Origin of the sequence: Micromonospora sp. NPDC049523, from assembly GCF_040676775.1 — a bacterium.
GTDB lineage: Bacteria > Actinomycetota > Actinomycetes > Mycobacteriales > Micromonosporaceae > Micromonospora_G.
Genome location: NZ_JBFAPP010000016.1, coordinates 54529 through 75443, shown reverse-complemented (window position 1 = coordinate 75443; position 20915 = coordinate 54529). Strand labels below are relative to the sequence as shown.

The window sequence follows — 20915 nt, the reverse complement described above, 5'->3', positions numbered from 1 at the left end:
GGGTCTCACACGGTCGACGGGTCGGCCGCCCGGCCGGTGTGCTCGGTTCCGGCCGGCACCCGGCGGGCGGCAACCAGGCCGAAGGCGGCGGCGGTGAAGAACATGACGGTGCCGTAGATCACCGACGGCATCGCCATCCGGGTGTTGTCGAGCAGCGCCGGACTCATCCCGATGGTGATGGCCAGGGTGGCGTTGTGCAGGCCGATCTCGAACGAGGAGGCGACCGACTCCCGGTGCGCGACGCGCAGCGTACGCGGTGCGACGTACCCGATCCCCAGGCTGACCAGGTTGAAGACCAGGACGATGACGATGACCTCGCCGATGGTGGCGGCGATGTCGTCCTTGATACCGCTGAGCGCGCCGGTGATCATCACGACCAGGACCACGATGGACAGGATCTTCACCGTGCGTTCCATGCGCAGGGCGAAGTCGGTGAACCGGGCACGCACGGCCATGCCGATCCCGATCGGGATCAGGACCAGGGCGAAGACCTGGACCACCTTGTCGAACTGCAGACCGATCGAGCTGTCCGAACCGACAAAACCGGCCACCGACAGGTTCACGATCAGCGGCAGGGTGAACAGCGCCAGCACCGAGTTGATCGCGGTCAGCGACACGTTGAGCGCCACGTTGCCCCGGAAGAGGTGGCTGTAGAGGCTGGCCGTGCTTCCGCCCGGTGAGGCGGCCAGCAGCATCATGCCGACGGCCAGTTCGGGGGCCAGGTCGAAGGCGACCACCAGCCCCAGACAGATGGCCGGCAGGATCAGCATCTGGCAGACCAGGGAGATCACGACCACCCGTGGGTACCGGACCACCCGGCGGAAGTCCTCGGCGGTCAGGGTGAGCCCGAGCCCGAGCATGACGATGCCCAGTGCGACGGGGAAGAGCACGAGCGACAACCCGGAACCCATGACGACCCGCCTTCCGATGAGGCCTGCGAGATATCCCCGGATCCTCACACCGGCGCCGTTCGGCACGCATCTCACGACGTGCGCAAACCCCTGTCGGTACGCGTCGCGAACGGTCACCGACACCCGGTACGCAGGACATTCGTCCTACGGATCACAGGATTTCTCAGCCTGCCGCCGCCCCCTGTCGTCTCCGTAGCGTCGGCGTTGTCGAAATCGCGAAAGGGAGACACTGTGATGCCGGAGACGATCAACCTCGATTCGCCGACCGTACGTCGGCCCCGCCTGCGCCGTACGGTCACGCTGCTGGTGGCGGCGGCGCTCGCCCTCGCCGTCTGGGTGGTCAGCGTTCCGCTCGCCGGGCTCGACCTCACGTTCGGCTCGGGAGCGCAGGAACAGACGGTCAGCCCCGCGTCGGTCGTGCTCGTGCCGCTGCTGGTCGGTGGCGCCGGTTGGGCACTGCTAGCGTTCCTCGAAGGCCGCTTCCGCGGCGGTCGCCGGGCCTGGCTGATCACGGCCTGGACGGTGCTCGTGTCGTCCCTGCTCGGACCTGTCACCTCCGGCGCCTCCGGCGGCGTGCTCGTCACGCTGCTCTGCATGCACGTGCTGGTCGGTGTGACGCTGATCGTCGGGCTCGCACCGACGTCGGCTCGTTGAGTGGATGTGGCGATGAGTTCGGACGACAGCACGATCGGATGTGTCGAGAGCGAGCCGGCGCTGGCGTGGGTCACGCGCCACCCCGGCCCCTGGTTCGCGCTCGTGTGGGCGCCCGTACTCCTGGTGGCGCCGCTCATCGACGCGCTGGTGGACGGGCAGGTGTGGCGGGCGAGCTACCTGGTGGTGCTCGGCGCGGCGTACGCGGTGACGGTGCGGCTGCCGTTCCGGCCCGGTCTGCGTACGCGGCGCCGCGCCGAGGCGGCTCTCGTGCTCCTCACGGTGTTGTGCACCGGTTACCTGGTGGGCTGGCGTACGGATCGGGAGTTCATCTTCCCGCTGCTGGCGATCGCCGCCGCCGTCGCCGTACGGCAGCGGTGGGCGTTGAGCCTGATCGCGTCGCTCACAATCAGCGGGGCTCTGGTCCCCGGCCTGGAGAGCGGGTCGGTGGAACTGGCCCTGTCGCTCGGCTTCGCGACGTTCTTCGCCGGTGCGGCGACCTTCCTGGTGCAGTACCTCGTCGGCGTGGTCGGTGAACTCACCCGCACCCGCGAGCAGCTCGCCCGGGTCGCCGTCTCCGAGGAGCGACTGCGCTTCTCCCGTGACCTGCACGACCTGCTCGGACACACGCTGTCGCTGGTGGTGGTGAAGGCGGAGGCGGTCAGGCGGCTACTCGACCGGGACCCGGACTCGGCGGTCGAGCACGCACGTGACATCGAGACGATCGGCCGGCAGGCCCTGACCGAGGTACGCGAGGCGGTGAGCGGGTACCGGACCGTACGCCTGGTCGAGGAGCTGGCGAACGCACGGACCGCGCTGGCCGCCGCGAACGTCCGGGTCGACGTGACGTCACCGGCGGTGGAGCTGGACCCACGGGTCGACTCGCTGCTCGGCTGGGTGGTGCGGGAGGGTACGACGAACGTGCTGCGGCACGCCGCGGCCACCAGTTGCCGGATCGAGGTGCGCTTCGATGGCAGGGTCGCCAGCGTGGAACTTGTCGACGACGGACACGGCGGTACGGCCGGAGCCGGCAGCGGCCTGCGCGGCCTGCGGGAACGGGTGGAGGACGTCGGTGGCGAGCTGACCGTGACAACAAGCACGACCGGCTTCCGCCTGGCGGCGGCCGTGCCGGTGGCCGTGCTGTCGGGGCAGTCCTGATGGCGGCCACGACGAGGATCCTGATCGCCGAGGACCAGGGCATGATGCGTTCGGCGCTCGCGAGCCTGCTCGACCTCGAGGAGGACATGAGTGTGGTGGCGACCGTCGCGCGCGGCGACGAGGTGGTGGCCGCGGTGCGCCGGGAGCGGCCGGACGTGGTGCTGCTCGACATCGAACTGCCCGGGCGCAGTGGCCTCGACGTCATCGGCGAGGTGATCGACGCGTTGCCCGGCAGCGTCGTCATCGTGGTCACCACGTTCGGCCGCCCCGGTTACCTCAGACGCGCGCTCGAATCCGGGGCGAAGGGCTTCCTGGTGAAGGACGACCCGGTCGAGGAACTCGCCTCGGCCATCCGCCGGGTCCTCGCCGGTGAGATCGCGGTCAACCCGCAACTCGCCGCGCAGGCGCTGGGTGCCAGCCCGAACCCGCTGTCGGACCGGGAACGGCAGGTGCTCAACGCGTCCTCGGGCGGTGCCACGATCGCCGACATCGCCGCCGGCCTGCACCTGTCGGCGAGCACCGTACGCAACTACCTGTCGTCGGCGATCGGCAAGACCAACACGCGCAACCGGGGTGAGGCGTTGAGCCTGGCCCGCGACCGCGGCTGGCTCTGATCGCGTACGGCCGGGTCGCTGACGCCGCAGCGACCCGGCCGTACGGGCGTCATCGGCGGGAGTCGGCCACGGGCGAGCCCGCGGGACGCAACTCGGTGGGAATGTCCAGCCCCGCCGCGCCGAGCACCTCCTCGGCTTCGGCCTGCGCGGTGGTGAGCACACCACGCGGGCTGCGGGACAGGCCGAGGGCGACGAGGACGGCCCCCGCGGTGGCACCGACCGCCGCGATGGCGAAGATGACGACGTACTGCGACTCGTGCGGCAGCGGTACGGGCGACCCGGCGATCAGGTTGCGGGTCAGCATGGTCACCACCAGGGCGCTGGCCAGTGAGCTGCCGATCGAGCGGGCAATCGAGTTCACACTGTTGGCGATGCCGGTCTCGGCCGGCCCGACGTGCTCGACCAGCAGGGCCGGTAGGGCGGCGTAGCCGAAGGTGACGGCGGTGTTGACGGCGAAGGAGCCGACGATCACCTGCCAGCTCGCGCTGTGCAGCACGGCGAGGGAGAGGTATCCGAGCGCCGCGAGCAGCAGCGCTATGACCAGGGTCGAGCGGGCGCCGTACCGGGCGACGAGTCGACCGCCCAGCGGGGCGGTGACCACACCCGCGGCGGCACCGGGCAGCAGGTAGACGACGCTCGCGGCGAGCACGGTCGAGCTGAATCCGTAGCCGGCTAGGGTGGGCGGCGCCTGGACGAACGACGCCACGGTGAGGAACACGACGAACAGCGACACACCAAGGAACAGGCCGGCGACGTTCGCGACGATCAGTGGCCGGTGGGTCAGCATCCGGATGCTCACCAGCGGGTGGGTGAGGCGACGTTCGACCAGCACGAAGACGGTGAAGGCGACGGCCGCACCGACGAACGAGCCGATCACGCGTACCGAGCCCCAACCCCAGTTGTTGGCCTGGGCGAGCGGCATGAGCAGGAGCACCAGGGCGAGGCCGAGGATGCCGGCACCCGCCCAGTCGGTGCGGCCGACCGCGGTGGGCTCCCGTCGCGGTACGACGTACCAGGCGGCGGCGAGTCCGATCGCGCTGAGTGCGGTGCCGAGCCAGAAGACGCGGTGGTAGTCGGCCCCGTCGCGGGTGAGCAGTCCGGTGGCGACGAGCCCGATCCCGGCACCGATGGCGAGTGTCCCGCTGACGATCGCCATCGCGCCGGTGAGCCGTTCCCGTGGCAGTTCGTCGCGCAGCACACCGATGCCCAGTGGGAAGAGGGCGAAGGACGAGCCCTGCAGGACGCGGGCGAGCAGCAGCAGCGGCAGGTTGTCGGTGGTGGCGGCGAGCACCCCGCCGAGCAGCACCACGGTCAGCACCCCGAGCATGACCGGCCGCCGGCCGCGCAGGTCACCGAGCCGCCCGAGGATCGGCGTCAGTACGGCGGCGGCGAGCAGGTTGGCGGTCACCACCCAACTGGTGGCATTGGCGCTGGAGTGCAGCGACCCGGCGATCGCCCCGAGGACCGGTACGACGAGGGACTGGAGGGCAGCGACCAGCAGTACGCCGTACGCGACGACGGGTAGCACGAGACGGGAGACGCGCGGCCCGTCGGAGGTGGTCAGCATGTTCGGGCTCTCTTTTCGCCTGGTTGAAGCACCGAACGTAGAACCGCAGGCGCTCGTTTTTCAACACGGTGTCGAGAAAACTCGTCGTGACGTCGATCACCGACGACGGCGGGTATAGTGGCCGCATGCCAGCTTCCGGAAGCCGTCGCGGGCCGACCAAGGGTGATCAACGTGAGCGCGCCCTGATCGACGCCGCCCGTACCGTGCTGCGAAAGAAGCCGCTCGCGCAGGTGACGATCGACGAACTCGCGGCGGCGGCCGGCATCGCCCGCTCGGGCTTCTATTTCTACTTCGAGTCCAAGCAGGCGCTGCTCGCCGCGCTCTGCGAGACGGTGCTCGGCGAGAGCGAGCAGGAACTGGCGGAGTGGGTCGAGTCCGACGGCCTCGACCGGGAGGCCCTGCGACGCGGGCTCGCGCGCTCCCTCAAACGGTGGCAGATCGACGGGCGCTGGTTGTGCGAGGCGTTCGTCAACCCGTTCCCCGGGCCGGAGATCGTCGAGATCCGGGAGCGGGTCACCGCCAACGGCTGCACGGCGATCACCCGGCGCGTCGAGCGGGACATCCGGGCCGGTGTCACCGTGGTGGGCGACCCCACCCTGCTGGCTCTGATGGTGGTGAAGCTGAGGCTGACGATGTTCGCCCACGCCTTCACCAGCCCCGACGAGCAGACCGACGACGACCTGTTGGATTCGCTGACCGACGCCACGCTGCGCCTGCTCTACGGAACCGTGCCGACCGGTCCGACCGCGATCGGAGAACCACTGCCGGCGACCGTCTGAACAAGCCCCGGCAGTGGGTCCGGCCCGACCGGCGGCCACCGGAACGACGCCCCGGCGACCGGGGACGGAAGGTGACGTCCACTGTCACAACGGTGGCCTTGCGTTGACTCGGGCGGGCGGTATAGTCCGGCGGTTGAGCCGTGTCCCGGCGGCGTGTCGTACGCCCGGGCCGGGCTCCGATCGTATGGAGGATGGCGCATGTCCCAGAGCGCGGAGCTGTTCGACCTACGCGAGGGCACCTCGCGGCCGGGCTTCGAGTCCGCGCTGCGCGGCTACGACAAGCGGCAGGTGGACCAGTACGTGTCACAGTCGACCGCCGACATCTCGAAGCTGACGTCCGAGCGCGAGTCCGCGTACGGCCAGGTCCGCGGTCTGACCGTGCAGGTCCAGCAGCTTCAGGCGGAAATCGCCGACCTGCACCAGCGGCCACCGCAGACGGACCGGGCGTCGTTCCGGCAACTCGGACCGATGGTCGAGCAGATCCTGGCCCTGTCCGAGATGCAGGCCGAGGCGATCGTCAACACCGCCGCGCAGCAGGCGGCCGACTATCAGGCCGAGGCGGAACGGGTCCTCACCGAGGCCCGCGAGCACGCGGACAAGCTGATCGCCGAGGGCGAGGCCGCCCAGGAGCAGGCGATACAGGAAGCGGACCGGATCAACGAGCAGAGCCGGCAGCAGGTCGAGCAGGCCCGGGCCGAGGCCGAGTCGATGCTGGAGGCGGCCCGTGCCCAGGTCCAGCAGGAGATCGAGGCGGCGCGTACCCAGACCCAGCAGGAGCTTGGGCAGTGGAAGGCGCATGTGGAGCGGGAGATCACCGAACGGCAGGCGGCGGCCGAGGCCGACCTGACGCGCTGGCGTTCGATGGCCGAACAGAAGAACGCGGCGCTCCAGGCCGAGGCGCAGCAGTACTCCGCCGACCTGCACCGTCGCGCCGACGAGCAGGCGGCCGCCCTCGAACAGCAGCTCTCCGTCGCGCAGAAGGAGATAGAGGCCCGGCAGCAGGCGCTGGCCCAACTCCAGGCCGCCCAGGAAACCGCTCAGCAGCGGCTCGCGCAGTCGCGTCAGGAACGGGCGAGCACGGAACGCGACGTCATCCAGCTACAGCAACGCCTCGGCGAGGTCCGCCAGGACATGACCGCCGAACTCACCCGCCTGGACGACGCCCGCCAGGCCGCCGACTCCGCCGAGCGGCACGCCATGGAGGTACGGGCGCGAGTGCAGCGCGAGGCGAAGCGGGTGGCCGACCGGGCCGCCGCCGCCGTGATGGCCGCCGCCGCGATCAGTGCCGAAACCGGTGAGTACCGGATGGTGGCGGTCCCGCCGGGCGGCAACCGGGCCGTCGCCGAGCCGGTCGAGCCGGCCGGCGACCAGAACGCGCAGCCGGACCAGCAGGAGTTCAACGGCGACCACACCCGGCACTGAACATCGGATCGCCCAGGACGCCGCCTCCCGTACCGGACGGGAAACCCACGTCCGGTACGGGAGGCATCCCGTGTCAGGTTCAGCCGCAGTGCACGTCGGTGAGCGTGTAACCCCCGCTGCCGACGACCTGGCCACCGAGCTGGTACGTCCAGATGTCGGACGTACGGCACACGTAGGTGGCCACGCCCATGCCGCTCGCGACGTACTGCGGTGACCCGCCGTTCTGGCTGCGCAGCAGTACCAGGTACGCCGGCTGCCAGCCGTTGTCGCAGGCGAAGCCGCCGGTGACCTCGACCTTGCCGGCGTAGTTCGCGATCGAGTAGATCCCCTGACAGGGCGCGGCCTGGGCGGCAGCGGCCGGTACGAGTACGGCAGCGGCGGTGACGGCCGCCGCGGCGAACAGCTTGACGATTCTCACGGTGATCCTTCGCGGGTGGGAGCGGATGGGATCGCCCGCGCGGATGCCCGAGGTGGCTGGCGCCCCGCGTACCGACCCACGGGCTGCCTCAGCGGTTGCCGCATCGGCGGTAGTGGATCGATGGCGACGCTGTGATCGTAGGTTGTCGAACAATGCGCTGCAATATCTAAATCGAAAGATGCAAATTCTCGACTTGGCCACCGACACCTGCGCCTCCGTACCCGCCCGCGCCGACGGCCGGCGGCCGTTGACAAAGTCGGGCCTGCGTCGTTAGGGCATAGGAAGTGGCGTGGGCGGGCTGGCCGAGCGTCGATGTGGACGGCCGGAAGAGGTGGCGTAGATGTACGGGCGCTCCAGTTGAGCAGACTTCCGGCGTCGGCCCAGCGTGTGCGCTCCGGGGTGGAACTGGCGGCGGTCGGCGTCATCGGTATCTGCGTCGGAGTGCCGGTGAGCGTCCTCTACTCGCCGATTCTCGGCCCGCTGGCCGGTTGGGACGCCGCCGCACTCGCCTACCTGATCTGGGTCTGGGTGATCATCTGGCCGATGGATTCGGAGCAGACCGCACGCCTGGCGGTACGACAGGATCCCAACCGCACGGTGCGCGACCTGCTGCTGCTGGGCGCATGTCTGGTGAGTCTGGTCGCGATCGGCTTCGTGCTGGCCGAGGGCAACCCGCCTGACCTCGCCAAGCCCATCCGGATCGGCGCGGCCGTGGTGAGCATCGTGCTGTCCTGGAGCGTCGTGCACACGGTGTTCACCGCCCGGTACGCGCGGATCTACTACACCGGGCCCGACGGCGGGATCGAGTTCCACCAGACACCGCCGCCCCGGTACGCCGACTTCGCGTACGTGGCGTTCACCATCGGCCTGACCTTCCAGGTCTCGGACACCGACCTCACGACCACCGAGATGCGCAGCACCGCGCTGCGGCACGCCCTGCTGGCCTACCTGTTCGGGGCCGTCATCATCGGCGCCGCCATCAACCTGGTCGCCGGCCTCGCCCATCCGTGAGCAATCGTGCCCTCTCAGCTGGGCCGGACCCGCTTACGACCGAGTCCGATCTTCCGACCCTGCCGCCTTCTGATCTTGGCACCCTTGATGCCGCGGGTGTCCGCACCCACGCTGCGGGTCGTGCTCTTGCCGCCCCGCTCGGTCTTCAACGGGCGTTTGCGGCCTGCCTTGCTGGCCTTGCGCCCCAGCATGACCCCCACCTGGGCGGCAAGCTCCTCGGCGCGCTGGGCGAACGCTATCCGCCGACGTTTTGTGCTGTTCCGTGCCCTGCTGAGCCGTCCGGTCGGTCCGCTGCTCTTCGCCGCACGGGCCATCGTCACCACCACCTCCGCGTTGCCGGTGACCGCGGATTCCCGTCCTCCCCTCGGCCAATCCCCCACCAGCCGCACCGCTTCAGGCCACGGGGGCACGGGTGATCTGCAGCGTGCGCCGACGGGCGATCCCGGCCAGCGCGCTCGCGTCGACGATGGCCGCCCCGCCCGGATCGTTGTTGAAGTAGACGTACACCGGATCCCGGTCGCCGTAACCGGCCTCGATCCGGTCCAGCCAGGAGCCGAGGGCGGCACGGCCGTAGCGCGGCCACGGTTTCGCCCGGCCCTCGTGCAGCCGCAGATAACCGAAGGCCGCCGTACGCCACAGCGGGGTGACCGGTCGGCTGCGCCGGTCGGCCCAGCACAGAGCGGCTCCGCGTACCTCCAGCACCCGCCGGGTCTCCGCGGTCCACCACGACGCGTGCCTCGGCTCGACCGCCACCCGTACGCCCGAGGGGAACTGGGCCAGGGTGGCGTCCAGCGCGGCAACGTCGACGCGCAGGTTCGGCGGCAACTGGAGCAGCACCGGTCCGAGTCGGCCCCCGAGCGCGGTGGCCCGGTCGAAGAACCGGGCGACCGGCTCGTCCGGCTCCCGCAGACGCTTGATATGGGTCAGGTAGCGGCTCATCTTGACCGCGACGCAGAAGTCGCCGGGGGTGCGCTCGCGCCACTGGGCGAAGGTGTCCCGCTCGGGCAGCCGGTAGAACGCGTTGTTCACCTCGACCGTGGCGAACCGCTCCGCGTAGTGCTCCAACCAGCGCCGCTGCGGCAGCCCGGCCGGGTAGAACCGGTCGCGCCAGTCGCGGTACTGCCATCCGGACGTGCCGACGAGAATCATCTCCGCCCATCATGCACCCCGCAACGCCCGTGGACGGCGAGCGCTGTCGCACCGGGCGGCAGGGACGGGCCGGTTCAGGTCGGGTCGAGCGCCAGCAGGTCGGCCAGTTCGTCGACACACCGGCCGACCAGCCGCAGGACCGCCCGGTCCAACCGGCCGACCCGGTCCGGGCTGGTGCTCACGGCCAGACCGGCGAGCAGGTCACCAGCCCGGCCACGGACCGGGAACGCCAGACAACCCCGGTCCCGGCGCAACTCGCCGAGCTGGCGGGCCGCCTGTTCGCTGCGTACCCCGGCCAGTTCCAGGTCGAGCAGGTCGGGTCGGGTGATGGTGGCCGGGGTGAGCCGGGCCAGCGACACCGGCCACAGGTCCCGCCGCTCGGCGAGCAGCAGCTTGCCCACGGCCGAGGCGTGCAGATGCCGGGCCAGCAGCGCCTCCGGGGACGGTGGATGGTCCGGATCCGGGTCGACCAACCGCAGCCGCCCGTCGCGGTAACGAACCAGGTGCACGGCGAGGCGTACGCGGGTGCGCAGGGCGGTCACCACCTCCGGCACCCCCGGCGGCAGCGCCTCCCGGGCGGCGGCACCGGCCAGCTCGATCACCTTCCGGCCGAGCGCGAACCCGCGCAGGTCCGCGAGCCGGACCAGGTACTCCTCCCCCACCAGCAGGTTCACCAACCGGTACGTGGTGGCCGGCGGCAAGCCCAGCGCGGTGGAGATCTCCTTGGCGGTCACCCCGGGACCCGCCCGCGCGACCTCTTCCAACACGGTCAGCGCGGACACCACGGCGGCCGGCTGGCGTCCCGCCAACTCGGCCGGTGGGTGGCGGGGAGGCTTGGTCATCCGGCCGGCCTAGCCCCGGCCGACCGGCGACGCGCCGGGCAGGATGTCCTCGACGGTGGCCTCGTCGAAGAAGCCGACGGCGACGTCCGGCACCCGCCGACGTACCCGGCCGAACCAGAGCAGGCCGAGTACGAGCAGACCGGCGAAGACGGCGACCAGCACGGCTCTGCCGTCCCGTACGGTCTCCGCCCAGAACCCGGTGAAGACGGCTCCGAGCAGCACCGCACCGAGCAGTCCGGCGATGCTCGCCCACCGGGTGTGCTCTCCGATCCGGCGCAGGAACACCGGCATGGCCAGGCAGACGAGCACGTACGTGAGCAGGAAGCCCTGGGTGGCGAGGACGGACAGCGCGTTCGAGATCGACCGGATCGGCAGACCAGCCAGCCAGAGCGCGCCCGGCGTGAGCACAGCGGCCGGGATCACCGTCACGGCCGCCACGTACGGCGTCCGGTAGCGGGGGTGGGTACGCCCGAAGACCGGCGGTGTGACCTGCTCGCGCCCCATCGAGAAGAGCACCCGGACGGCCGCGTTCGCCGACGCCATCGCGCAGGCGAACAGCGACGAGACCAGCCCCAGTTGCAGCAGGACCGGCAGCAGCGGGGTGACCTCCGCGACCGCCCGGCCGGCCAGCGCGGAACCGTCCACGGCGGACCCGCCCTGGTGCCGGCTGAAACCGTAGATGTGCAGGCCGGCGGCGGCCACCATGAGCGCGCCGCAGACGGCCGGGGTCCAGAACACCACCCGGGGAACGACCGCGTACGGCCGCCGGGCCTCGACGCTCAACGCACATCCGCTCTCGAAGCCGACCAACCCGGTGATCGCGATCATCAGCGCCGCGGTGACCGCGCTGGCGGTCAGGTCCGGTGCGGCCAGGGTGTCGGCGATGCCCACCCCCCGGTAGGCGGTGACCGCGAGCGCGGTGAGCACCACGCACACCGAGGCGGCCTCCAGGGTGAGGGTGACCATCGCGGAGATCTGGATGCCACGTACCACGCAGGTGGCGAGGATCGTGCCGAGCAACATGGTCAGCAGCAACACCGTCCGCTCCTGCTCGACGACGGAGATCAGGCCCGCGTCGGCGAGCAGCGTCGCCAGCCGCCGGGAGGACCCCAGCAGGCACATGGCGACCAACGACAGGTACGCCAACAGCAACGCGCAGCCGGTCAGGAACGCCGTACGGGGTGACAGTCCCTTGGCGACGAAGGTGTAGAGCGAACCGGCCGCCGCCATCCGCCGCGCGAACTGGGCGACACAGGACCCGACCAGCACCATGGCGAGGGTGGCCAGCAGGTACACCGGGACGACCGCCACACCGAGCCAGGCGACCATCCCGCTGGCCGCCATCATGCCCGGTGACGGGGCGACGTTCGCCACGGCCTGGGCGGCCACCGGCAACGCCGACAGACGGCGCCGGTCCAGGCCGGTCTCCGACGACGGCTGGCCGAGCGGGCGGGCCGGACGGGCCAGCGCGCCGGCAATCGCGTCGTCGAGAGCGCTCACCGTATCCCCGTTCACGTGCCGGTGGGCTCGGCCGCCCCTGTAGAGATCTTGAAAATAGATACGCCTCGTTTCTTCGTTGTTAACGGGCGGTACCGGCCTGAGCGGACCGAACGAGAAAGGGTCCGACCCCGTTCGCGTTCACCGCGTCCCGGCATATTGCCGGGAATTGATGGACGCGCAACCCGTACCCGGCTTGATCCACGCAGGGTGGACGACGTACCGGGTCGGCGATCGCCTGGTCACGGAGGCCGGGCTCGACGCGGAGCCCGACCCCGGCGCAGCAGATCGAAACCACGCTTCCCGCAGGAGTGTCTATGCAGCGTGTCGAACCCACGGATCCGGCGACGCCCGGGTCGCCCTGGCGGAACCGAGCGCAACGGCTCAGATGGGGCCTGGGCATCGCCGTCACGACCGCGGTGGTGGCCACCGCCGCGGTCTCCCTCAGCGCCGCCGCGACCGCACCGACTCCCCCACCGGCAACGACCGGCCCGGCGGCCGGGCAGAACCGGGTCGAGACGGACAGCGGCCCGGTCACCATCGACGACCCCACCCCCGGACCGGCACCGGCCAAGGGCACCGGTCGCGATCCCATCACCCCGGACGAACGCGCCGCCGCCCGCGAGGTCGCCGCCGCCGCACTGTCCGCCGGCACCGGTGTGACCGGCGCGGCAGGTCCGGAATACCTCTCCACCGAACTGGTCGACGAACGCTCCGACGGTGCCCGACGGGCCGCCTTCTACTACTACAACTACACCGACAACACCCTGGTCAAGCAGGTGGTCAACCTGAAGACCGGCAAATTGGAGAACAGTTTCGCCGCACCGGGCATCCAACCACCGACAAGCGTTCGGGAAAGCACCGAGGCGTTCCGCATCTTCCTCGCCAACGACCTGAGCGCCGACTTCAAGTCCCGGTTCCGCAAGGCCACCGGCACCGACATCACCGACGTGAACCAGGTCCTGCTCAGCACGCCCAGTTACGTCGCCGCACCGGCGGACCAGGGCGCCCAGCAGTGCGGCAAGCACCGCTGCGTGCAACTCGTACCGCAGGTGCCCGGCGGCGTGTTCATCGACATCTCCGACATCGTCGTCGACCTCTCCGGGCGCGTCGTCGCCCGCCTGAAGTAGATGGAGGGCTCTTCCCAGATGCGAAACAGGAAGCTGACGGCGCTGCTCGGCGCCGCGACCACGGTCACCCTGCTCGGCGCGCTCGCCGCGGCGGCACCGGCGACGGCAGCCGACGAACGTTGGACGTACTGCGACGCCGACGCGATGGTCAAGCAGGAACTGCCGAACGGTTCGCTGTGGCAGCTCTGCTGGCGGATGGACGACCGTACCGGCCTGGTGCTGGAACGGGTGGCGTACCAGGGCAAGCGGGACGCCAACCCGATCACGGTGCTCAACCAGGTCACCATCGCCCAGCTCAACGTCCCGTACGACTCGGGCGCGAACGAGTGGAACGACATCACCTCGTACGGGTTCGGCGGGCGTTACCTGCAGCAGATGTCCGCGGTGGACTGCAAGGGCGGCTCCCGCCGAGGCGTCTGGACCGAGGACGGCCAGTCCGAGACCAAGGTGATGTGCGTGAAGGTCGAGGACACCGGGCTGGCGTACCGGTTGCAGGGCGAGACGCCCGAGCAGCCGATCGCCAAGCAGGGCCAGGACGTGGTCCTGCGGACCATCGCGAAGGTCGGCTGGTACGAGTACATCACCGAATACCGGTTGCAGGACGACGGCGCGATCGCCGTCCGACTCGGCGCGACCGGGGACCTGGCGCCCCGCGACTACACCACGGTCGACGACGGCTGGCCGCTCGGCGCGGGGCAGACCGACTTCGCCACCAACCACTACCACAGCGCCTTCTGGAAGGTCGACTTCAACATCGGCGGCCGGGGCCAGGAGAAGGTCGAGCAGTACGACACCGCACCGACCGGTGAGAACGGCACCCGCGCCGCGATCTACCACACCACCAAGACCGCCGTCGCCACCGAGGCACCGCTCAACACCGCGTTGCGCCGCTGGTGGCGGGTGGTCAGCCCGACCAGCAAGAACTCCGACGGCCACAACCGGTCGTACGAGCTGGAACTGGGCGCCAGCGACGCGTACGAGGCGCACCCGGAAACCCAGCCGGACGTCACGTTCACCCAGTACAAGCCGTGCGAGAAGTTCGCCACCTTCAACCTCGACCCGGAGTGCGCGGGCCGGGGCATCCTCGACTACTCCGACGGCGAGTCGCTGACCGACCCGGTGATGTGGGTCCGGGTCGGCTACCACCACGTGCCGCGCGACGAGGACCAGAGCCCGATGCCGGTGCACTGGCAGGGATTCGACCTGCTGCCCCGCGACTACACCGCGACGAACCCGATCGGCCCCGCGTCCCGCCTGGACGTCAACGGCCGGCCGTGACCGTACCCGGAACCGAGTGACCCGGTGGTCCCGCTCGCGCTGGTCCGCGCGGGCGGGACCACCGGCCGCCCCGACGGCGTGGCCGACAACCCCCGTCGGGACGGCCTGCGAGCCATGGGGACGAGCTTCGAACCGAGCGGATTGTGGAGGAAGCATGCGCAAGGCAACCGGGATGCTGGCCCTGACGCTGGCCGGGCTGGTCATGATGGGCGGCGGTTGCGGTCGGGGCACGGATCCGGAGCGGGTCGCACCGGCTCCGGCGGCGGTGGCGCTGCCCGATCCGGCGGTGCCCTCCGGCCCGCCGGCGCCCGTGTCCGGCCCCGCGCTGTCTCCGGCGAGCGGTGCTTCTCCGACCGGTGCCGGAGGCGGTGCTTCGGCGAGCCCGCCCAACGGGGTGGACCTGCTCTTCGCCCGGATGATGATCCCGCACCACGCGCAGGCGGTGCGGATGAGCCGGGACCTGCTGACCAAGTCCGGGGTGTCGCCGCGAGTCGTCGCGATCGCCGAGTTCATCGCCCGCGACCAGCAGCGTGAGGTCGACGAGATGAACGCCTGGTTGGAAAGCTGGGACCAGCCTCGGGTCGACCCGGCCGATCCGGCGACGGCGAGGGTGCACAGCGGCGAGGGCCACGGCATGCTCACCGAGGCCCAACTCGCCGAACTCGCCGCCGCGCAGGGACCGGCCGCCGACCGGCTGTACCTGACCCGGATGATCGAGCACCATCTCGGCGCGATCGCGATGGCGAAGGGCGCGGTCTCCGCCGGGCGGAACGCGTACGTGCGCAACCTGGCCAAGCACGTCGTCAACGAGCAGGGTGCGGAGAACGAGGCCATGCGCCGGTTGATCGACGCATGAGACCGACAGCCGGGTCCGTCAGAAGCGGCGGAGTCGGGGCCAAAGCTGCGACCAGGGCATCGTCAGATCACGACAGACCCACACAGGTACGCCCTGCTCCTCGTTGTCCAGGCCGTACCCGTTGTCGTGGCGGGCGGCGAGGGTGACCGTACCGCAGTAGGAGGCCAACTCCTCGGCGGTCCACCAGCCGACCACGATCACCGGGCCCCGGGCGCTGTCCGGCGGTGGACCCCAGCGCCAGTAGTTCACGTGCCCGCTGTACGGGGTGGGCAGCCCGAGCGGGCGCCCGTACCGGTCGAGCGCACCCGCCTCGCCATAGTTGCCGGTCAGCAGGACCGCGTCGGCCCGCTCCCGCTCCGGCAGGGCCCGGTGGACCCCGGCCACCGTCGCGGCGAGTTCCGGCCAGCCGACCGTCTCCCCCGCGTCGTAGTTGACCTCGGCCTGCGGGGTGTCCGGCAGCCACCGGATCGGATAGACCGGCAACGCGAGCCCGACGGTCGTCACCGCGTGCACGGCCAGCAGCACCACCAGCCCGGTACGGCGCAGCCGTGGCCGTACCCCGCGACGCAACCAGCCGACCGTCACCACCGCACCGGCCGCGACCAGCGCGGGGTACGCCCCGACCGGGTAGTACTCCCGCCCGCCCGTCGCCAGCACCAACACCAGGACCAGCAGGTACGTCCAACCGAGGAAACGGTACGGCCGCGCGTCCGCGGAACGCAGCAGCCGCCACAGTCCGGCGACCCAGATCGGCGTCAGCAGCGGACCCAGCATCAGCAACTGGGCGGGTACGAGCCCGGCCCGGCCGCCGAAGTCCGCGTCCTCGCGGATCACCCCGGTCATGGTGAGCTGCGGCCAGTCGTGGGTGGCCTGCCACCAGAGGTTCGGCGCCCAGAGCGCCAGTGCCACCACCGCCGCGATCCACAGTGCCGGGCGGCGCAGCACCTCCCTCGGCCCGCTGATCAGCACCGCGCCGAACAGGGCGGCGACGAGGATCAGCGGCAGGTTCTTGACCTGCAACCCGAGGCCGACCACCGGGCCCAGGGCCAGCAGCAGCCGGTCGTCGCGGGTGCGTACCCAGCGGGTCACCAGCCAGCCGACGGTGATCCAGCCGAGCAGGTCCAGCGGCGTGGTGTTGAGCAGGTGACCGGAGATCATCACCACCGGTACGGCCGCCCAACCGACGGCCGCCAACAGTTGCGCCGCCCGTCCGCCACCGAACTCACGGGCGAGCAGACCCACCAGCAGCACACCCAGCGTGACGGCGACCGTGCTCGGCAGTCGCAGTGCGACCAGCGAGCCGCCGGAGACGCTGTCCATGAACCGGGCGAGCAACGGCACCAGGGGCGGCTGGTCGTCGTACCCCCAGTCGGGGTGCCGGCCGGCGACGAGGAAGTACAACTCGTCGCGGTGATAGCCGTACCGCCCGCTGAACGCGAGCATCAGCGCGCCGGCCGTACCGGCCACGGCACCCAGCAGGGGCCAGGCAACCGGCGGCGGCGACACGACTGCCGTCCCCCCGGCCGTCGGCACGGTACGGGACGTGGCGGACCCGGAAACGCCGGTCATTGCGGCAGCGTATCGACGGCTGCCAGGCGTCGGCAGGGGCTGGAACGGAACTGCGTGAACCTGCAACCGGGGACCGGGCCGGCGGGGAGGACTGCGGGGTCAGGTTGGGGCAAGCACCAACGGGTACCAGCACCCGGTGAGCAGACCAGTCGACGACGCCGGTGTCCGATCGGGCACCACGCGCGCCGAGGGTTTCAGCGACGGGGTCCTCGCGATCGTCATCACGCTCCTCGTCCTCGACCTGCGGGTTCCGGAGGTCGAGAACGGTCACCTGCTTTCCGGACTTCTCAAGCAGTGGCCCGCATACGGGGCATACGTCGCGTCGTACCTTTATGTCGCCGTTGTATGGCTGAACCACCGGGCGACGTTCAACCGCATCCGGATCGCCGATCGGGGGCTGCACTGGGCGAACCTGTTCGTCCTGTTCAGCACGGCGCTGCTACCGTTCCCGACCGCCGTCGTGTCCCGCGCGCTACAGGACCACAACCAGCAGGACCAACGCGTGGGCGTCGCCTTCTACGCGCTGGTCAGCGCGTTGCTCTGCGTGAGTTGGCTGGTGTTCTTCCACTACCTGAGCCGGCACCGGGAACTGCTCGAAGAGGGCGTCCACGACCGCCTGTACCCCAGCGAACGGCTCCGGGCACTGATCGGGCTCATCCTGTACGTCGTCGCCGGCCTCGTCGGTTACCTGGTCGCGCCGATCGCCAGCCTGGGGATCTTCGTGCTGCTGCCCGTGTTCTACGGAGTCACCAGCGCCGGCCTGTACAACGCGGCGCCCTTCGCCCGCCGACTCGTCGACCGCCCGCCCCCGCCGCAGACCTAGCGGGCGGGTCAGCCCTCGACCAGTGAGGAGAGCAGGGCCGCGGCCTCGCCCGGGCGGACCAGCACACCCGCGTGGCTGACATCGAGCGACCGGACGTCGAACCGGTTACCGGGGGTCAGCGCGTCCGCCTCCGCGATGAACCGGTCCTGGAGCGCAACCGGGACCGACCGATCCGCGGTGAGCCGCACGTACGTGCGCGGGATCCGACCCCAGGTGTCGGCGTCGACCCGCTCCTCGCCGGCGTCCAGACTCTCGTCCGGCTCCAGGGTGTTCAGATAACCGCGGAACTCGTCGTCGGTGCCGTCGGCCAGCGTCGCCTCCCGCAGCGTCGCGAGCAGTTCCGGATCGGCGGTACGCCAGTTGAAGCGCAACGCACCAAGTCCCCTCGGATCCGCGGCGATCAGGCCACCGACACCCGCCAACGCGGTCGACGCGTTCTCCGCCGAGGCCTCATATCCGGCCGGGGTGTCGACGACGCAGCACCACGCCGAGATGTAGACCAATCGGTCGACCAGTTCCGGGGCCGCGTTGCCGACCCCGGTCAGGGTGAGCCCACCCCGGCTGTGACCGACCAGGATCACCGGCCCGTGCTCGCGTACCCGCTTCACCACGCCAAGGACGTGGGCCACGTTGTCCGCGTGCCCGACGCCGGCCATCGCGCTCCGCGCGGTCGCCAGGCCGGTGAGGTCCTGCGGCGCCTGGTACGCCACCGGAAACGTCGCGCCGAAGCCGTGCCCGGGCAGGTCGACGGCGAGCGAACGATGCCCGCGCAGGGCCAACTCCCGCTGCATCGGCGCCCAGGCGAACGAGTTACTGGCGGCACCATGGACAAGAACAAAGGTCGGAGCGGTCATCCGGAAATGATGCCACCGTCCGATCAGGTCCACGCCCGCGTGGTCGTGGTGACCGTACGGTCGGTGTCGGCGGCCTGCTCGATCGCGAGCGCGATCAGGTGATCCTGCGCCCCCTCGGCCAGCGGGTACGGCGCGGCTCCCGCACCGCGTACCCACGCGGCCATCGCCTGGAGCATCGTGGCGGTGGCGATCTCGTCGTCGTTCCACCGCTGCCCCGGATAGGGGTTGCGGTACAGCACCTCGGAGCCGAGCGTGATGGCCCCGGTGTCGAAGCCGTCGAGGTCGAGGTCGTGCCCGGTCTGCCGCCGTACCAGGGGCGAACGCACGACCGTACGCGGCGCGGCCAGGTGCACCACCTCGTCGTCGCGCAGCTCGCCGTGGGTGCCGCGAACCAGGATGCGCCGAAACCGCAACTGGTTGCGCGTCTGGTTGTCGGTGAAGTCGTACAGCCCGGAACGCCCCCGGCCGAAGTCCAGCGTGGCAATGGTGGTGGTGGCAGGCTTCGGCACCGGGTCGTCGGTCCAGCCGGCCCGGTTCTGCGGGTCGAGCAACGGCGCCGTGGTACGCGAAGCGCGCACGGTCGCCGGGTCGTGACCGACGTCGAGCAGACCCCGGATCAGGGAGACCGCGTGGTACTGCTGCGTCGAGGACACCTGCACCTGGGTGGGCGTACCGATGATCCCGGAACGGACCGCCGCCAGCCGTGCCGCGTGCGCGGGCATCAGCAGGTACTGCTCGGCGACCTGCACCAGCCCGGAATCGCCGACGGCCTCCCACAGATCACGCAGTCCGGGCAGGTCCGGCGCGGGCGGCGTCTCGGTCAGCACCGGCACCCCGCGGGCGACCGCGTCGACCAGGATGTCCGGGTTCGCGGCCCGCGGCAGGGCGGTCACCACGAAGTCCGGCCGGACCGAATCCAGGCAGTCGGCGAGCGAACCGAAGGCCGGCACCGGCAGCGTCCTGGGCGTACGGACCACCGCGCCGACGCAGGTCACGTCGGGCAGCGCGGTGGACAGCCGCCAGAACGCCTCCGCCCGGTACCCGAAACCGACCAACACGAACGACGTCCGGCCCGTCATCCGGCCACCCTAGATCACCACCGCCCCGGCGACCCCGGGAGTACGCACGACCGGCGCCGCAGTCTTTCCCACGGCCACGGACCGCCCCAAGTACATCAGCCGGATGTATACCTGCCACGATGGCATCGTGGCACTGACGCAGCAGCAGGTTCAGCCGCACATAGCCCGCTTTCTCGCCGTGATCGAGAAGACGTCGGGCTGCTGGTATCTCTCTGGCCGCGCACGCAGCAACGGCTACAGCACGATCCAGATCGACGGCACCAAGACCAGTGGGCACCGCTTCGCATACGCCGCTTTCGTCGGCGACATACCGGGACGCTACGAGATCGACCATCTCTGCCGTGACCGAGCATGCGTCAATCCTGCTCACCTTCAGCTCGTATCTCGAGCCGAGAACCTTCGCCGTCGAGATTCATTCGGCAAACCCCTAGGACACTTGCCGGTATTCGACCGACTCCTTGCACGTCGACACCTGGACGTGGACGGATGCTGGATATGGACTGGGGCGAGGGTGCGCGGCTACGGCGTGGCATCTATCGAAAATCGGACGCAGTACGTGCACCGGGTCGCCTACCAGCTGGCCATCTCCCCGCTCAGCGAAACGGTGACGATCGACCACCTATGTCGCAGACCAGCCTGCTTCAATCCCGAGCACCTTGAGGCAGTATCACGAAGCGAAAACAGTCGTCGGGTTCCCTTCAGCGAGCGGCGTCCTCGGACGTGCCGAAACGGACACTTGCGCGAGAACGCCGACATCAACCCAGGCGTGTCATGCACTGTATGCAACCCTGAACGTTCAAGGAAGGGTTCGCCCCGCCGAACCCCCAGCGATATTGAATCTCGCTGCCCGAAGGGCCATACCTACGCAGAGACAGGTCGATACCCATCCGGTGGATGCATTGCCTGTCAGTTAGTCAAAGATGCGGCCCGACGCAAGGGCCCACGGCCGCCAGTTCAGTTCTGTCCTCGCGGTCACGATACATTTATGGTCGGTAGAACGAGCGGCAATGGCGAGTGCCGCGAGTGCGCTAGGGAGTACGCCCGCAGAAGGTACGGCTACCAGCGCACTGCGGCGGAGCTCGCGAATAGTTGCCGCAATGGGCACGAGCGAACGCCCGATAACACTCGCATCACCAAACGAGAACGGAAGGGCAAGGAGCGAACTGAGCGGATATGTCTCGACTGCCGACGTGAGGCCGTGGCGCGCTATGAGGCGAAGCGTCGCGAGAAGCTCGGTCAGCCGGGCTGATACCGGATCGGGCCGCCAGGCGGGGAACCGGCGACCGGTGCCGCGGCCGTTCGTACGG

General features: G+C 70.3%; 21 protein-coding genes. 11 read left to right on the top strand and 10 right to left on the bottom strand.

Going from position 1 to position 20915, the window contains the following annotated elements; all coding sequences use genetic code 11:
• Positions 1–5 precede the first annotated feature (5 nt).
• On the bottom strand, positions 6–911 hold the full coding sequence (locus AB0J90_RS24225) for a bile acid:sodium symporter family protein (RefSeq protein WP_363599361.1): 906 nt from the start codon (positions 909–911) through the stop codon (positions 6–8).
• 234 nt (positions 912–1145) lie between these two features.
• On the opposite strand from AB0J90_RS24225, the gene AB0J90_RS24220 reads away from it, so the two are divergent.
• Genes AB0J90_RS24220 through AB0J90_RS24210 form a run of 3 tightly spaced genes read left to right on the top strand, consistent with a single transcriptional unit; the run spans position 1146 to position 3334 of the window.
• The gene (locus AB0J90_RS24220; protein WP_363599360.1) at positions 1146–1565 is read left to right on the top strand and encodes a DUF6069 family protein; all 420 of its coding nucleotides are present in this window, start codon (positions 1146–1148) and stop codon (positions 1563–1565) included.
• Between the two features lie 12 nt (positions 1566–1577).
• A complete protein-coding gene (locus AB0J90_RS24215; RefSeq protein ID WP_363599358.1) occupies positions 1578–2720 on the top strand; it encodes a histidine kinase in 1143 nt (380 codons plus the stop codon).
• Positions 2720–3334, top strand: a complete 615-nt coding sequence (locus AB0J90_RS24210) for a response regulator transcription factor (RefSeq protein ID WP_363599356.1) — start codon at positions 2720–2722, stop codon at positions 3332–3334. The genes AB0J90_RS24215 and AB0J90_RS24210 overlap by 1 nt, the downstream gene beginning before the upstream one ends.
• A gap of 49 nt (positions 3335–3383) precedes the next feature.
• Here AB0J90_RS24210 and AB0J90_RS24205 read toward each other — a convergent pair whose 3' ends face one another.
• A complete protein-coding gene (locus AB0J90_RS24205) occupies positions 3384–4901 on the bottom strand; it encodes an MFS transporter (RefSeq protein ID WP_363599354.1) in 1518 nt (505 codons plus the stop codon).
• Positions 4902–5026: 125 nt separating this feature from the next.
• Here AB0J90_RS24205 and AB0J90_RS24200 point away from each other — a divergent pair, with 125 nt between their 5' ends.
• Positions 5027–5680 carry a TetR/AcrR family transcriptional regulator gene (locus AB0J90_RS24200; RefSeq protein WP_363599353.1) on the top strand — a complete coding sequence of 218 codons (654 nt, stop codon included), beginning with the start codon at positions 5027–5029 and terminating at the stop codon, positions 5678–5680.
• A 198-nt stretch (positions 5681–5878) separates the two neighbouring features.
• Positions 5879–7102 carry a hypothetical protein gene (locus AB0J90_RS24195; RefSeq protein ID WP_363599351.1) on the top strand — a complete coding sequence of 408 codons (1224 nt, stop codon included), beginning with the start codon at positions 5879–5881 and terminating at the stop codon, positions 7100–7102.
• Positions 7103–7181: 79 nt separating this feature from the next.
• Here the strand turns inward: AB0J90_RS24195 and AB0J90_RS24190 are convergent, their stop codons facing one another.
• Complete coding sequence (locus AB0J90_RS24190; RefSeq protein WP_326557663.1) at positions 7182–7520, bottom strand: hypothetical protein; 339 nt, start codon at positions 7518–7520, stop codon at positions 7182–7184.
• A 357-nt stretch (positions 7521–7877) separates the two neighbouring features.
• Between AB0J90_RS24190 and AB0J90_RS24185 the strand changes: the two genes are divergently transcribed.
• Positions 7878–8531 (top strand): DUF1345 domain-containing protein, encoded by a 654-nt coding sequence (locus AB0J90_RS24185; RefSeq protein WP_363599349.1) that lies wholly within the window; start codon positions 7878–7880, stop codon positions 8529–8531.
• Positions 8532–8545: 14 nt separating this feature from the next.
• On the opposite strand, the gene AB0J90_RS24180 is transcribed toward AB0J90_RS24185, so the two are convergent.
• The 4 genes from AB0J90_RS24180 to AB0J90_RS24165 all read right to left on the bottom strand — a co-directional run bounded on the left by AB0J90_RS24180 (position 8546) and on the right by AB0J90_RS24165 (position 12022).
• Positions 8546–8911 (bottom strand): hypothetical protein, encoded by a 366-nt coding sequence (locus tag AB0J90_RS24180; protein ID WP_363599347.1) that lies wholly within the window; start codon positions 8909–8911, stop codon positions 8546–8548.
• A 13-nt stretch (positions 8912–8924) separates the two neighbouring features.
• Entirely contained in the window at positions 8925–9680 is a 756-nt protein-coding gene (locus AB0J90_RS24175) for a DUF72 domain-containing protein (protein ID WP_363599345.1), read from the bottom strand.
• 74 nt (positions 9681–9754) lie between these two features.
• Positions 9755–10522 (bottom strand): IclR family transcriptional regulator C-terminal domain-containing protein, encoded by a 768-nt coding sequence (locus tag AB0J90_RS24170; RefSeq protein WP_363599343.1) that lies wholly within the window; start codon positions 10520–10522, stop codon positions 9755–9757.
• Positions 10523–10531: 9 nt separating this feature from the next.
• A complete protein-coding gene (locus tag AB0J90_RS24165; RefSeq protein WP_363599341.1) occupies positions 10532–12022 on the bottom strand; it encodes an APC family permease in 1491 nt (496 codons plus the stop codon).
• Between the two features lie 314 nt (positions 12023–12336).
• Here AB0J90_RS24165 and AB0J90_RS24160 point away from each other — a divergent pair, with 314 nt between their 5' ends.
• The 3 genes from AB0J90_RS24160 (at position 12337) to AB0J90_RS24150 (ending at position 15283) form a co-directional block, all read left to right on the top strand.
• Entirely contained in the window at positions 12337–13149 is an 813-nt protein-coding gene (locus AB0J90_RS24160; RefSeq protein ID WP_363599339.1) for a hypothetical protein, read from the top strand.
• 18 nt (positions 13150–13167) lie between these two features.
• Complete coding sequence (locus AB0J90_RS24155; RefSeq protein WP_363599337.1) at positions 13168–14427, top strand: primary-amine oxidase; 1260 nt, start codon at positions 13168–13170, stop codon at positions 14425–14427.
• A gap of 154 nt (positions 14428–14581) precedes the next feature.
• On the top strand, positions 14582–15283 hold the full coding sequence (locus AB0J90_RS24150) for a DUF305 domain-containing protein (RefSeq protein WP_363599335.1): 702 nt from the start codon (positions 14582–14584) through the stop codon (positions 15281–15283).
• Between the two features lie 18 nt (positions 15284–15301).
• On the opposite strand, the gene AB0J90_RS24145 is transcribed toward AB0J90_RS24150, so the two are convergent.
• Positions 15302–16852 carry a glycosyltransferase family 39 protein gene (locus tag AB0J90_RS24145; RefSeq protein ID WP_363599333.1) on the bottom strand — a complete coding sequence of 517 codons (1551 nt, stop codon included), beginning with the start codon at positions 16850–16852 and terminating at the stop codon, positions 15302–15304.
• A 136-nt stretch (positions 16853–16988) separates the two neighbouring features.
• On the opposite strand from AB0J90_RS24145, the gene AB0J90_RS24140 reads away from it, so the two are divergent.
• Positions 16989–17675: a TMEM175 family protein gene (locus AB0J90_RS24140; RefSeq protein ID WP_363599331.1), complete on the top strand. Its 687-nt coding sequence runs from the start codon at positions 16989–16991 to the stop codon at positions 17673–17675.
• A gap of 8 nt (positions 17676–17683) precedes the next feature.
• On the opposite strand, the gene AB0J90_RS24135 is transcribed toward AB0J90_RS24140, so the two are convergent.
• Together AB0J90_RS24135 and AB0J90_RS24130 are read right to left on the bottom strand one after the other, a co-directional pair.
• Entirely contained in the window at positions 17684–18529 is an 846-nt protein-coding gene (locus tag AB0J90_RS24135) for an alpha/beta hydrolase (RefSeq protein WP_363599329.1), read from the bottom strand.
• A 23-nt stretch (positions 18530–18552) separates the two neighbouring features.
• Positions 18553–19608: a Gfo/Idh/MocA family oxidoreductase gene (locus tag AB0J90_RS24130; protein WP_363599327.1), complete on the bottom strand. Its 1056-nt coding sequence runs from the start codon at positions 19606–19608 to the stop codon at positions 18553–18555.
• Positions 19609–19711: 103 nt separating this feature from the next.
• Here AB0J90_RS24130 and AB0J90_RS24125 point away from each other — a divergent pair, with 103 nt between their 5' ends.
• The gene (locus AB0J90_RS24125) at positions 19712–20857 is read left to right on the top strand and encodes an HNH endonuclease signature motif containing protein (RefSeq protein WP_363599325.1); all 1146 of its coding nucleotides are present in this window, start codon (positions 19712–19714) and stop codon (positions 20855–20857) included.
• The last annotated feature ends 58 nt before the right edge of the window (positions 20858–20915 follow it).